The organism is Cupriavidus sp. L7L, from assembly GCF_004353535.1.
Classification (GTDB): domain Bacteria; phylum Pseudomonadota; class Gammaproteobacteria; order Burkholderiales; family Burkholderiaceae; genus Cupriavidus; species Cupriavidus oxalaticus_A.
This window is the reverse complement of the sequence record NZ_SMNY01000028.1, coordinates 113,420-127,434: the sequence shown is the minus strand read 5'-3', so window position 1 is coordinate 127,434 and position 14,015 is coordinate 113,420. Positions and strand designations below refer to the sequence as shown.

General features: G+C 66.4%; 8 protein-coding genes. 4 read left to right on the top strand and 4 right to left on the bottom strand.

All coding sequences use genetic code 11. The annotated features are described in order from the left end of the window. Positions 1-40: 40 nt before the first annotated feature. The 4 genes from E1J61_RS26355 to purL all read right to left on the bottom strand — a co-directional run bounded on the left by E1J61_RS26355 (position 41) and on the right by purL (position 9,215). Positions 41-1,219: an acetyl-CoA C-acyltransferase gene (locus E1J61_RS26355; protein WP_133096882.1), complete on the bottom strand. Its 1,179-nt coding sequence runs from the start codon at positions 1,217-1,219 to the stop codon at positions 41-43. Between the two features lie 45 nt (positions 1,220-1,264). Next, entirely contained in the window at positions 1,265-1,909 is a 645-nt protein-coding gene (gene pncA, locus E1J61_RS26350; RefSeq protein ID WP_133096881.1) for a bifunctional nicotinamidase/pyrazinamidase, read from the bottom strand. Between the two features lie 30 nt (positions 1,910-1,939). Continuing rightward, positions 1,940-4,021 (bottom strand): 3-hydroxyacyl-CoA dehydrogenase NAD-binding domain-containing protein, encoded by a 2,082-nt coding sequence (locus E1J61_RS26345; protein WP_133096880.1) that lies wholly within the window; start codon positions 4,019-4,021, stop codon positions 1,940-1,942. Between the two features lie 1,147 nt (positions 4,022-5,168). Beyond that, positions 5,169-9,215 (bottom strand): phosphoribosylformylglycinamidine synthase, encoded by a 4,047-nt coding sequence (purL, locus tag E1J61_RS26340; RefSeq protein ID WP_133096879.1) that lies wholly within the window; start codon positions 9,213-9,215, stop codon positions 5,169-5,171. A 378-nt stretch (positions 9,216-9,593) separates the two neighbouring features. Between purL and E1J61_RS26335 the strand changes: the two genes are divergently transcribed. The 4 genes from E1J61_RS26335 to E1J61_RS26320 all read left to right on the top strand — a co-directional run bounded on the left by E1J61_RS26335 (position 9,594) and on the right by E1J61_RS26320 (position 13,984). Further along, the gene (locus tag E1J61_RS26335) at positions 9,594-10,958 is read left to right on the top strand and encodes an amidase (protein WP_133096878.1); all 1,365 of its coding nucleotides are present in this window, start codon (positions 9,594-9,596) and stop codon (positions 10,956-10,958) included. Positions 10,959-11,073: 115 nt separating this feature from the next. Further along, positions 11,074-12,039: a TRAP transporter substrate-binding protein gene (locus E1J61_RS26330; protein WP_133096877.1), complete on the top strand. Its 966-nt coding sequence runs from the start codon at positions 11,074-11,076 to the stop codon at positions 12,037-12,039. 83 nt (positions 12,040-12,122) lie between these two features. Next, positions 12,123-12,674 carry a TRAP transporter small permease subunit gene (locus E1J61_RS26325; protein ID WP_133096876.1) on the top strand — a complete coding sequence of 184 codons (552 nt, stop codon included), beginning with the start codon at positions 12,123-12,125 and terminating at the stop codon, positions 12,672-12,674. After that, the gene (locus tag E1J61_RS26320; RefSeq protein WP_133096875.1) at positions 12,674-13,984 is read left to right on the top strand and encodes a TRAP transporter large permease; all 1,311 of its coding nucleotides are present in this window, start codon (positions 12,674-12,676) and stop codon (positions 13,982-13,984) included. Before E1J61_RS26325 ends, E1J61_RS26320 begins: the two co-directional genes overlap by 1 nt. Positions 13,985-14,015 lie beyond the last annotated feature (31 nt).

Genomic DNA, 14,015 nt, shown 5'->3' with positions numbered 1-14,015 from the left:
AGAGGGGAGCAAACCGGCAGCGTGCCGGTTTTGTCGGCAGTTACAGGACTTCGAACAGACCAGCAGCACCCTGCCCGCCGCCGATGCACATGGTCACCACCACATACTTCACCCCACGGCGCTTGCCTTCGATCAGCGCATGGCCGACCAGGCGCGCACCCGACACGCCGTACGGATGGCCCACCGCGATGGCGCCGCCGTTGACGTTGAGGCGATCCATCGGGATGCCGAGCTTGTCGGCGCAGTACAGCACCTGCACCGCGAAGGCTTCATTCAGCTCCCACAGGCCGATGTCCTCGACCTTCAGGCCAGCCTTCTTCAGCAGCTTGGGCACCGCAAACACGGGGCCGATGCCCATCTCGTCCGGCTCGCAACCGGCCACGGCAAAGCCGCGGAACACGCCCAGCGGCTGCAGGCCCTTGGCCTCGGCCACGCGCGCGTTCATCACCACGGCCGCCGAGGCGCCGTCCGAGAACTGCGAGGCATTGCCGGCGGTGATCACGCCACCCGGCACCGCGCTGCGGATCTTGGCCACGCCTTCCAGCGTGGTGTCGGCGCGGATGCCTTCGTCGCGGTCGATGGTCACTTCCTTCGTCACCAGCTGTCCGGTGGACTTGTCGGCGACGCCGGCGAGCACCGTCATCGGCACGATCTCGTCCTTGAACTTGCCGGCTTCCTGCGCGGCGGCGGCGCGTTGCTGGCTGCGCACGCCGTACTCGTCCTGGCGATCCTTCGAGATGCTGTAACGCTTGGCCACGTTCTCGGCGGTCTGCAGCATGTTCCAGTAGATTTCCGGCTTGTTCTTCACCAGCCAGCTTTCCTGGACCATGTGGCGGTTCATTTCCTGCTGCACGCAGGAGATGGACTCCACGCCGCCGGCGACGAAGATGTCGCCCTCATCGGCGATCACGCGCTGCGCGGCCATGGCGATGGTCTGCAGGCCCGACGAGCAGAAGCGGTTGACGGTGGCGCCGGGCACGGTGACCGGGCAGCCGGCGCGCAGTGCGATCTGGCGCGCGATGTTGGCGCCGGTGGCACCTTCCGGGTTGGCGCAGCCCATCAGCACGTCTTCCACTTCGGCGGCGTCGATCTTGGCGCGGGCGATCGCATGCTGGACCGCATGGCCGCCCAGGGTGGCGCCGTGGGTCATATTGAAGCCGCCCTTCCAGCTCTTGGCCAGGCCGGTCCGTGCGGTAGATACGATGACTGCTTCGTTCATGTGTTGCTCCTCGGAATCTTGTGTCGTTCAGTTCGGTGGTTTGGTTCAGCCCTGGCCCTTGAGCACATCCGCGGACATCACGCGCGCGACGCCGGCGGCGCCGAGGTCCTGCCATGCTTTCGCCAGCGACCCTTGCAGGTCGATGGCCCGGCATGCATCCTCGATCACCGCGGCCTCGAAGCCGGCGGCGCGCGCATCGAGCGCGCTCCAGGCCACGCAGTAGTCCGTCGCCAGCCCGGCGCAGAACACGCGCTTCACGCCATGCTCGCGCAGGTAGCCGGCCAGCCCGGTACGCGTGGTGCGGTCCGCCTCAAGGAAAGCGGAGTAGCTGTCCACGTCGGCATGGTGGCCCTTGCGGATCACCAGCCGCGCGTGCGGCACGTGCAGGCCCGCATGCAGCGCGGCGCCGGGCGTGTCCTGCACGCAGTGCACCGGCCACAGCACCTGCTCGCCATACGGCAGCGTGAGCATCTGGAACGGCTGCGTGCCGGCATGGTTGGCCGCAAACGAGACGTGCGCGGCCGGATGCCAGTCCTGCGTCACCACCACATGCCCGAACGCGCGCGCCAGCCGATTGATGACGGGCACCACCTCATCGCCGTTGGGCACGGCAAGCGCGCCGCCCGGCATGAAGTCGTTCTGCACGTCAATCACCAGCAGGCAATCGTCCGGTCCGATGGTGGTGTTCATGGCCGCTCCTTGCTGAACCCTCTTGGCAAATTAACCGTTGAAGCCCTTGCCTTCGTCCGCCAGCTTCTGCAGCAGCGGCGCGACCTGCCAGGCTTCGCCGTGGTAGCCCTTGGCGTAGCGCTTCATTGCCAGCGCCACGTTGTACAGGCCGACCTGGTCCGCATACAGCATCGGGCCGCCGCGGAACAGCGGGAAGCCGTAGCCGGTCAGGTACACCATGTCGATATCCGAGGCCTTGGAAGCAATACCCTCTTCCAGGATCTTGGCGCCTTCGTTGACCAGCGCGAACACCAGGCGCTCGACGATCTCTTCGTCCGAGATCTTGCGGCGCGTCAGCCCCAAGTCCTTGGAGTGCTGCACGATCATGTCGTTGACCTGCTGGTTCGGGTACGGCTTGCGGTCGCCCGCCTTGTAGTCGTACCAGCCCGCGCCGGTCTTCTGGCCGTAACGGCCCATCTCGCACAGCAGGTCGGCGGTCTTCGAGTACTGGATCTCGGGCTTGTCGACGGCGCGGCGCTTGCGGATGGCCCAGCCGATGTCGTTGCCGGCCAGGTCGCCCATGCGGAACGGGCCCATGGCGAAACCGAACTTCTCGATGGCCTTGTCGACCTGCTCGGGCAGCGCGCCCTCGTCCAGCAGGTAGCCGGCCTGGCGGCTGTACTGCTCGATCATGCGGTTGCCGATAAAGCCGTCGCACACGCCCGACACCACCGCGGTCTTCTTGATCTTCTTGCCGATCTGCATGACCGTGGCCAGCACGTCCTTGCCGGTCTTCTCGCCGCGCACCACTTCCAGCAGCTTCATCACGTTGGCCGGGCTGAAGAAGTGCATGCCGACCACGTCCTGCGGACGCTTGGTGAACGAGGCGATCTTGTTCACGTCCAGCGTGGAGGTGTTCGAAGCCAGGATCGCGCCCTGCTTCATCACTTCGTCCAGCTTCTTGAAGACGATTTCCTTGACGCCCATTTCCTCGAACACGGCCTCGATGACCATGTCGGCGTCCTTGATGTCGTCATAGGACAGCGTGGTGCTCAGCAGGCCCATGCGCTGCTCGACCTTCTCCTGCGTGAGCTTGCCCTTCTTGGCGCTGTTTTCGTAGTTCTTGCGGATGATGCCGACGCCGCGGTCCAGCGCTTCCTGCTTGGTTTCCAGGATCGTGACCGGGATGCCGGCGTTGAGGAAGTTCATGCTGATGCCGCCGCCCATGGTGCCGGCGCCGATCACGGCAACCTTCTCGATCTTGCGCACGGGGGTGCCTTCGGGCACGTCGGGGATCTTGCTGGCGGCACGCTCGCCAAAAAAGGCGTGGCGCAGCGCGCGCGATTCCGGCGTGGTCACCAGGAACAGGAAGCCCTCGCGCTCTTCCTTCAGGCCTTGCTCGAACGGCTTGAGCGAGCCGGCCACCGCTTCCAGGCACTTCAGCGGAGCCGGGAAATTCTTGGCCATCGCGGCCACGGTGTTGCGGGCGAAGCCGAGGTAGCCTTCGGGGTTCTCGTGGCGCACCTTCAGGTCGCGCACCTTCGGATGCGGGCCGCTGGCGGCGCCGACGTTCTGCGCGAACTTGACCGCCGCGGGCAGCACGTCACCCTCGACGATTTCATCGAACAGCTTGGTGCCGGCGAACTTCTCGGACAGCACCGGAGTGCCCGACACGATCATGTTGGCGGCGGCCTCCAGGCCGATCACGCGCGGCAGGCGCTGCGTGCCGCCGGCGCCGGGCAGCAGGCCCAGCTTCACTTCCGGCAGCGCGATCTGCGCGCCCTTGGACGCCACGCGGTAGTTACAGCCCAGCGCCAGTTCCAGCCCGCCACCCATGGCGACCGAGTGCACGGCCGCGACCACGGGCTTGGACGACGCTTCCAGTACGCGGATCACCGAGTGCAGCGTCGGCTCCTGCATGGCCTTGGGGGTATTGAATTCACGGATGTCGGCGCCGCCCGAGAATGCCTTGCCGGCGCCGGTAATGACGATGGCCTTGACGGCGGCATCGTCCAGCGCACGGGTCATGCCTTCGACGATGCCAAGACGGGTGCTGTGACCCAGGCCGTTGACAGGGGGATTGTCGAGCGTGATGACGGCTACGCCGTCCTGAACCTGATACTGCGCTGTCATGCTGGTTCCTTTTGCTAAAGGTTGTCTCGGGATTCGAATTCTCGAATTATTGTTTGTTGCTGGCGCGGTCCGCGCGGTTCAGGGTTAACCCGCCGCAATCCCGCTTCCCACAAGCCTTCCGGCGCTTGGGCGAAACAAGCATACACAAAATAGCACGGTCGTTCAATTTCATTTTCGACCGTCTTTGGGCGGAATGCGCGGCACGCATTGCGCCCCTTACCGGCGTGCATAACAGACCCCGGCCGGCGTTCCACAAAAACCGCGGCACGAGGCCCTCCGATGGCGTTTGAGGCATTTCCCGGATGGACCGGCGCATGGTTCTAAACCAGTATGCGACTTTATCTGCGGTGCGGCTTGTGCCTCTGCCAGATGCTCGACGGCGATTCGCGGCTGGTGACATGTTGTCGGCCGTTGAACCGCCTGGTTCCGCCCTCCTGGGCGGGTCACTTTTTGGCCGAGCGCCAAAAAGTAACCAAAAAGCGCGTCGCCTGCGGCTGGCTGAGCCAATTTGGCGCTTCTGGTTATATGGGCGATTTTGGTCTCAGTGAGGCGTGGTCGCGGTGCCAGCCTGCTACGCCAGGTGAGTGAGTGTGGGTGCCTGGCGAATCCCCACTTTTGAACCATCCCCAGGACGGGTGTAGGCCGCCTGCTGCCTGCGGTATCGCGTCATCGCCTACGGCTGCGCTGCGCGCGGCTCAGTCTCGCGGGTGAGGTGCCCCGGCACGAACCCGCATTGCTTCTCTCGCTGGGCAGTGACGGCAATGGCCAAGGCGAGATCGGCCGCCCTGCCACGTTAGGGCCCGCGCGCAGCGCAGCCGAAGGCGTCCCACCAATATGGCATGCAGCAGGCGGCCTACGCCCGGCATGGGGATCGTTCAATAGCCGGTTAGCGCAGGCACGGTCCCTAACTCACATAGCGTTAGCAGGTTCGAACGGGCACCCAAGCCCAAACGGAAATCACCGCCACCCGAACCACCCACGCCGATGAATTGATAGCCAGCCGCTCAGGCGACGCGCTTTTGGTTACTTTTGTCGCTCGGACAAAAGTGACCCGCCCAGGAGGGCGGAACCAGGCGGTTCAACGGCCAACAGCATGTCACCAACTGCGACAAAGCGCTTCAAAAGCCCGACAGCATGTCACCAACCGCTACCCCACCCACTTCCTGGCATTCCTGAACATCCGCATCCACGGGCTACCACCATCGGCAACCTGCTTCCAAGCATCCGGCGCCCAGCTCATCGTGGCAGCACGGAACACACGCTCAGGATGCGGCATCAGCACGGTAAAGCGCCCATCGACAGTAGTCACCGAGGTGATGCCCTCAGGCGAACCATTCGGATTCAACGGATAGCTCTGCGTCACCGCGCCGTAGTTGTCGACGAAACGCAGCGCAACGTTGGCCTCGCCGATATTCCCCTGCTGCGAAAAGTCCGCATACCCTTCACCGTGCGCAACCACGATAGGAATGCGGCTACCTTCCATGCCAGCAAAGAAGATCGACGGCGACGACTGCACCTCCACCGTGACATAACGCGCCTCGTACTGCTCCGACTGGTTACGCGTGAACTGCGGCCACGCCCCCGCCCCCGGAATGATCGGCGCCAGGTTGCTCATCATCTGGCAACCATTGCAGACGCCCAGCGCAAACGTGTCCTCGCGATTGAAGAACGCCGCGAACTGCTCGGCCATCTGCGCATTGAACAGGATGGTCTTGGCCCAGCCCTCGCCCGCGCCCAGCACGTCGCCGTAGCTGAAGCCGCCGCAGGCAACAAAGCCCGTGAAATCCGCCAGGTTGGCACGCCCGGCGATCAGGTCGCTCATATGCACATCATGCGTATCGAAGCCCGCACGATCCATGCTGTAGGCCATCTCGATCTGCGAGTTGACGCCCTGCTCCCGCAGGATCGCCACGCGCGGACGCGCGCCGGTAGCGATGAACGGCGCGGCGATGTCCTCCGCCGGATCGAACGTCAGCACCGGGCTGATGCCCGGATCGGCGGCGTCCAGCAGGCGGTCATACTCGCTGTCGGCGCAGGCCGGGTTGTCGCGCAGGCGCGCGATGCGCCAGCTGACCTCGCTCCAGTTGCGCTGCAGGTCCGTGCGCGACGCGCCGAACACCTTCTTGGCATCGCGGTAGATCTCGACCTGGTCGGTGGTGTTGGGCTTGCCGACCACGTGACTGCATGCGGACAGGCCAGCCTCGCGCAGCACCGCGAAGACCGCGTCGCGGTCCTGCAGGCGCACCTGCACCACCGCGCCCAGTTCTTCCGAGAACAGTGCGCGCAGGGTCTGGTCGTTGCGGCGCTCGGCGATCTGCTGGGCCCAGTTCTTGGCGTCGCCGTAGTCCTGTTCCTGCTGCGGATCGAGCGCCAGCATGTCGACGTTCAGCGACACGCCGCAGTGGCCGGCAAAGGCCATCTCGGCCAGCGTGGCGATGAAGCCGCCATCGGAACGGTCGTGGTAGGCCAGCAGCTTGCCCTCGCGGTTCAGGCGCTGGATGACGTTGAAGAAGTTCTTCAGGTCTTCAGCGCTGTCGACGTCCGGCGCGCTGTCGCCCACCTGCTGCGTGACCTGCGCCAGGATGCTGCCGCCCATGCGGTTCTTGCCGCGGCTCAGGTCGACGGCGATCAGCACGGTGTCGCCGGCGTCGGTGCGCAGTTGCGGCGTCAGCGTGCGGTTGACGTCGTCCACCGCGGCAAAGGCCGAGATGATCAGCGATACCGGCGCCACCACTTCCTTGTCGACGCCCTCGTCCTGCCACTTGGTGCGCATCGACAGCGAATCCTTGCCCACCGGGATGCTGATGCCCAGCGCCGGGCACAGCTCCATGCCGACGGCATGCACGGTGTCGTACAGCTTTGCATCTTCACCTTCGACGCCGCAGGCAGCCATCCAGTTGGCCGACAGCTTGACCTTGCCCAGGTCCTTGACCGGTGCGGCCGCCAGGTTGGTCAGCGCCTCGCCGACCGCCATGCGGCCCGAGGCCGGTGCATCGATCACGGCCAGCGGCGTGCGCTCGCCCATGGTCATCGCCTCGCCGGCATTGCCCTTGTAGTCCAGCGTGGTCACGGCCACGTCGGCCACCGGCACCTGCCACGGACCGACCATCTGGTCGCGTGCGTTCATGCCGCCCACGGTGCGGTCGCCGATCGAGATCAGGAACGACTTGCTGGCCACGGTCGGATGACGCAGCACGTCGCGCACGGCCTGCTCCAGGCTAATGCTGGTCACGTCCACCGCAGGCAACGGCTGCTCGACGCGCTTGACGTCGCGGTGCATGCGCGGCGGCTTGCCCAGCAGCACGTCCATCGGCATGTTGACGGCGTAGTGCTCCTTGAGCGCAGCGTCGACGCTGGCATCGACCAGTTGCAGCTGCTTTTCCTCGGTGGCGATGCCGACCACGGCGAATGGCGAACGTTCGCGCTCGCACATGGCCTGGAACTGCGGGAAGCTGTCCGGCGCGATCGCCAGCACATAGCGCTCCTGCGACTCGTTGCACCAGATTTCCGCCGGCGACAGGCCGGACTCTTCCAGGTGCACCTGGCGCAGGTCGAAGCGCGCGCCACGGTCGGCGCCGTCCACCAGTTCAGGGAAGGCGTTGGAGATGCCGCCAGCACCGACGTCGTGGATCGAGAGGATCGGGTTGGCGTCGCCAAGCTGCCAGCACGCGTTGATCACTTCCTGCGCGCGGCGCTCCATCTCTGGGTTGCCGCGCTGGACCGAGTCGAAGTCCAGGTCGGCGGTGTTGGTGCCGGTTGCCATCGAGCTGGCGGCGCCGCCGCCCATGCCGATGCGCATGCCCGGGCCGCCCAGCTGGATCAGCAGCGTGCCGGCCGGCAGCGGGTTCTTGTGCGTGTGCGAGGCATCGATATTGCCAATGCCGCCGGCGATCATGATCGGCTTGTGGTAGCCGCGCACGGTGCCGCCGACATTCTGCTCGTAGACGCGGAAGTAGCCGCCCAGGTTGGCGCGGCCGAATTCATTGTTGAACGCGGCGCCGCCGAGCGGGCCGTCGATCATGATCTGCAGCGGCGAGGCGATGCGGTCCGGCTTGCCGGTCACGCCAGGCTTGTCGTCGGGGTTGCGGTGCGCCACCGGCTGGGCGGCGTCGCGGTCGTTTTCCCAGGACTCCACCGCCTCGGGCAGCATCAGGTTGGACACCGTGAAGCCGGTCAGGCCTGCCTTGGGCTTGGCGCCGCGGCCAGTCGCGCCTTCGTCGCGGATTTCACCGCCGGCGCCGGTCGAGGCACCCGGGAACGGCGAGATCGCGGTCGGGTGGTTGTGCGTCTCCACCTTCATCAGCGTGTGCGTCAGCGCCTCGTGGCGGCCGTACTTGTGGCTGTCGCCGCGCGGGAACCAGCGCTCGGCCACGTCGCCTTCCATCACCGCCGAGTTGTCCGAATAGGCCACGATCGAGCCCTGCGGATTGAGCTCGTGCGTATTGCGGATCATCGCGAACAGCGACTTGTCCTGCTGCACGCCGTCGATGGTCCAGGTGGCGTTGAAGATCTTGTGGCGGCAGTGTTCGCTGTTGGCCTGCGCGAACATCATCAGCTCGACGTCGGTCGGGTTGCGCTCCAGCTTGCCGTAGGCGTCGACCAGGTAGTCGATCTCGTCCTCGGACAGCGCCAGGCCCATCTCGACGTTGGCCGCGGCCAGCGCGCTGCGGCCGGCGGAGAGGTCGATGAAGCGCAGCGGCTTGGCCGGCAGTTCCTGGAACAGGCCGGCGGCATCGTCGCGCGAGGCCACCACGGTCTCGGTCATGCGGTCGAACAGGTGCGCGGCGACGGCGGCGCGGGTGTCCGCGTCCAGCGACTTGCGGCCGCGCAGCAGGCCCTTCTTGCAGATCACGGTGATCTCGATGCCGCGCTCGATGCGGTGGATATGCGTCAGGCCGCAGTTATGGGCGATGTCGGTGGCCTTGCTGGCCCACGGCGAGATCGTGCCGAAGCGCGGGATCACGACGAAGCGGTCGCCCTCGGGCTGCTCGGCGAACGGTGCGCCATAGGTCAGCAGCGCCGCCACGCGCGACTGGTCGTCGGCCGACAGCGGCGTCTGCGCGTCAACAAAATGCAGGAACTGGCCGTGCACCGATTCGATATCGGCATCGATTTGCCGCAGGGCGGTAAGCAGGCGTTGCTGACGGAAGGCGGAAAGCGCCAAAGCGCCGGGGAAGCACGAGAAATGCGCCATGATCGTAGCGGTCGGGAGGCGTGGAGTAAGGCCGGGAAGGCCTGGGTAATGGCTGGGTATGGCTGCTGCTTGGCCGGCACCGCTGCATGGGGTGTCCGGCTGGCGGGAAACCGCTATTGTACCTTGCCGAGGGCGGGATTTTGCACTGCGCCATCACGACGGCTCCGTGGTACACGGATTCGTGATAATGCTTATGCATCACTTTACGCAATTTATCGCCCATGCGGCATGTGCGACCGCCGGGCCGACACCGGGCCGAATCTCGGCTGCCATGCACGGCAGGCGGCGCTTATGCGCGCCATTCGGCATTTTTAGCTTGACACTTGATTCCCGAATTATGAGCATGGTCACCACCCCCGGTACCGCAACCCCGCGCCCATGCCATCCATGCTTCCCGATCTCGATACCCTGAACACCCGCCTGCGCGAGGGCGCCACCAGCCGCGCGGCGATCCTCGAGCAGGCCGCCGCCGCGGCAGCCGGGCCCGCCGCCGAGGCGGTGTTCCTGCACAGCACCTTCGAGGCCGCCGCGCAGGTCGCGCGCGCCGCCGATGCTGCCAGCGGCGCCGGCAAGATGCTGCACCCGCTGGCCGGCCTGCCGGTCTCGGTGAAAGACCTCTATGACATCGCCGGAGAAGTCACGCGCGCGGCCTCCGTTGTGCGCCGGGATGCCGCCCCGGCGACGGCGGACGCGACCGTGGTGGCGCGCCTGCGCCAGGCGGGCGCCGCCCTCGTCGGCCGCACCAATATGACGGAGTTCGCCTTCTCCGGCGTCGGCATCAATCCCCACTACGGCACGCCGGCCAACCCGGCCAGCGAGCCCGGCACGCCGCGCATTCCCGGCGGGTCGTCGTCGGGCGCGGCAGTGTCGGTGGCGCTCGGGCTGGCGGTCGCCGCGCTCGGCAGCGATACCGGCGGCTCGATCCGCATCCCGGCCGCGCTGTGCGGCATCACCGGTTTCAAGCCGACTGCCCGGCGCGTGCCGCTGACCGGCGCCTTCCCGTTGTCGTATACGCTCGACACCGCGTGCGCCATGGCGCGCACGGTCGGCGACTGCGTCGCGGTCGATGCCGTGATCGCCGACCAGGCGGTGCTGCCGCGCGTCACCAGCCCGACGGCGACGCGGCTGGCAATTCCGCGCCAGTACCTGCTGGACGACCTCGACCCCGTCGTGGCCCGCGCCTTCGACCGCGCACTCGGCCGGCTGTCGGCCGCCGGCGTGCAGCTGGAACACGTCGACCTGCCCGAGCTTGGCGAGCTCGCCGCCCTGAACGCACAGGGCGGCTTCAGCGCGCCCGAGGCCTATGCCATCCACCGCCATGTGCTGGCCGGCAAGCGCGAGCTGTACGACCCGCGCGTGGCGTCGCGCATCGACCGCGGCGCAACGGTCAGCGCCGCCGACTATATCGACCTGGGCCGCGCCCGCCTCGACTGGATCGCCCGCATGGAAGCGCGCCTGGCCCGCTTCGACGCCGTGGTGTGCCCGACCGTGCCGATGGTTGCGCCCGAGATCGCCCCGCTGCGCACCGATGACGCGCAGTTCTTCCGCGTCAATGCCCTGCTGTTGCGCAATACCTCGGCCTTCAACTTCTTCGACGGCTGCTCGATCTCGATGCCCTGCCATGCGCCGGACGAACTGCCGGTCGGGCTGATGCTGTCGCACGGCCCGATGCGCGATGCCGGACTGCTGGGCACGGCGCTTGCATTGGAACGGATCGTGCAACCGTCTTCGCGCGACGACTGAGACCGCCGCCGCGCTGTTGATCTTGCGCCGACCGCGGCCCGCCGCGCAAGGCACCAGGTAGTACGCAGACAAGCTGTACAACCGCGCCCCCGAGCGCACACCAGGAGAGATCGAGATGCGAGTCAAGGCAATCGTTGCGGCTGGCCTGGCGCTGGCCGCCATGACGGTACAGGCGGATATCAAGTGGGACCTGCCCACCGGCTACCCGGCGAGCAACCTGCATACGGAAAACCTGCAGCAGATGGCCAACGACGTCGACAAGGCGACCGGCGGCAAGCTCAAGATCGTGCTGCATCCCAATGGCTCGCTGCTCAAGGCCAACGAGATCAAGCGCGGCGTGCAGACCGGCCAGGTGCAGATGGGCGAGATCCTGATGTCGCTGCTGGCCAACGAGAATCCGGTGTTCGGCGTGGATTCGGTGCCATTCCTGGCCACCAGTTATGGCGATGCCTACAGGCTGTGGCAGGCCTCGCGCCCGGTCACAGAGAAGGTGCTCGACAAGCAGGGCATCAAGCTGCTCTATGCGGTGGCATGGCCGCCCCAGGGCATCTACGCCAACAAGCCGATCAACTCGGCCGCCGACATGAAGGGACTGAAGTGGCGGGCCTACAACCCGGCCACCTCGCGCATCGCCGAACTGGTCAGCGCGCAGCCGGTGACGATCCAGGCGGCCGACCTGGCGCAGGCGCTGGCCACCGGCACGGTCAATTCGTTCATGTCGTCGGGGGCGACAGGGGTCGACACCAAGGTGTGGGAAAGCGTGAAGTACTTCTACACCGTGGATGCGTGGCTGCCCAAGAACATGCTGGTGGTCAGCAAGAAGGCCTTCGCGGCGCTGGACAAGCCCACGCAGGACGCGCTGCTCAAGGCCGTCGCCGACGCCGAGAAGCGCGGCTGGCAGGTCTCGGAGCAGAAGACCAGGGAGTACCTGGCCACCTTGTCGAAGAACGGCATGACGGTGCAGGCGCCCTCGCCGCAGCTCAAGGCCGACATGCAGAAGGTCGGCCAGACCATGGTGGACGACTGGGCCAAGACCGCGGGCGATGACGGGAAGGCCATCCTCAACGCTTATCGCAAGTAAGCAAGCAAGCCCGTACCGCAGCCTTCCCGCCAGGCCGCGCAGGCTGGCATGGCGGGAATTCCTTCCTTCCTGACGCTGCCATCATGCCGACTACCCCACTCCCCAAGCGCTGGCTCGACCGTCTGCTCGACCTGTTCGCCGCGCTCGGCGCGCTCTGCATTCTCGCCGTCTGCGTGATCATGATCCTGATGTCGCTGTCGCGCGAGACCGCGGTGATCTTCAAGGGCGGCGACGATATCGTCGCGTGGCTGTGCGCGGCCTCGGCCTTTCTCGTCCTGGGCCAGACTTTCCAGCACGGCGGCATCGTGCGCGTGGAAATGCTGCTCGAAGCCGTCGGCCCACGCCGGCGCTGGGTGCTGGAGGTGGTCTCGCTGACCGTCTGCCTGGCGTTTGCCGCCTACGCGGCCTGGGCACTCGGCACCTTCGCCTGGCAAAGCTGGGACATCGGCGATGTCTCGCAGGGACAGATCGTGATCCCGCTGTGGATTCCGCAGAGCTTCGCGGTGGTGGGCATCATCGGCTTCCTGCTGGCGGTGGCCGACGAATGGCTGCGCGTGCTGCGCCGGCAGAAGCCGCGCTACCGGCTCGCGCAGGAAGCCAGGCTCGCCGCCGGCGATTTCGGGGAGACGGTCTGATGAGCACAGTCCTGGTTGCATTGGTCCTGCTGCTGGTGCTGATCGTCTTCCTGGCGATCGGCGCGTGGATCCCGGTGGCGATCGCGGTCACGTCGTGGATCGGGCTGGTGGTCTTCTCCGACCGCGAGGCGCTGGTGAGCCTGGCCAACGCGTGGTGGTCGTCGAGTGCGTCGTACACGCTGGCCTCGCTGCCGCTCTTTGTCTGGATGGGCGAGATCCTGTTCCGCACCAAGCTGTCGGAGCAGATGTTCACCGGGCTTTCGCCGTGGTTGAACTGGCTGCCAGGGCGGCTGATGCACGTCAACATCCTGGGTTGCGGCATCTTCGGCTCGGTGTCGGGATCGTCTGCGGCGACGTGCGCCACCATCGCCAAGTCCGCGTTGCCGGAGCTGACGCGGCGCGGCTATGACGAGCGCACCACGCTCGGCTCGCTGTCTTGCGCGGGCACGCTGGGCATCCTGATCCCGCCGTCGATCACGATGGTGGTGTATGCGGTGTCGGCGGACGTGTCGATCATCCGCGTGTTCCTGGCCGGCTTTATCCCCGGGCTGATGCTGATGCTGCTGTTCTCCGGCTATATCGTTGTCTGGGCGCTGGCCAACCCGGACAAGACCCCGGCGCCAGACCGCTTCGACTGGCACGCGCGGCTGGCGTCGATCCGTCAGTTGCTGCCGTGCATCGTGCTGATCGCCTTTATCGCGTGGGTGATGGTCACCGGTTATGCCACCGCGACCGAAGCGGCGGCTTACGGCGTGGTGGCGTCGCTGGGGCTGGCGTGGGCGGGCGGCTCGCTGACGCGCGCGGCGTTCTGGGACAGCCTGATGTCGGCGACGCGGCTGACCGCGATGATCATGTTCGTGCTCGGCGCCACCTCGTTCCTGTCGGTGACGATGAGCTTTACCGGCATCCCGCGCGCACTGGCCGAGTGGGTGGCGGCGCTGCAACTGTCGCCGTGGGCGCTGATCGCCGTGCTGACGGTGATCTACATCGTGCTCGGCACCGCGCTGGACGGCATCTCGATGATCGCGCTGACGACTGCCACGGTGCTGCCGATGGTGCAGGCGGCCGGGTTCGACCTGGTCTGGTTCGGCATCTTCATCGTGCTGCTGGTGGAGATCGCCGAGGTGACGCCGCCGGTGGGGTTCAACCTGTTCGTGCTGCAGAGCATGACCGGCAAGGACAGCAACTATATCGCCCGGGTCTCGCTGCCGTTCTTCATGATGATGGTGGTCGCCATCGGCATCATCACGATCTGGCCGCAGGTGGTGACGTGGCTGCCTGACCTGGTCATGCAGCAGGAGGTCAAATAGCATGGGCCCGGCGCCGCTCGTGCGCCGCTGC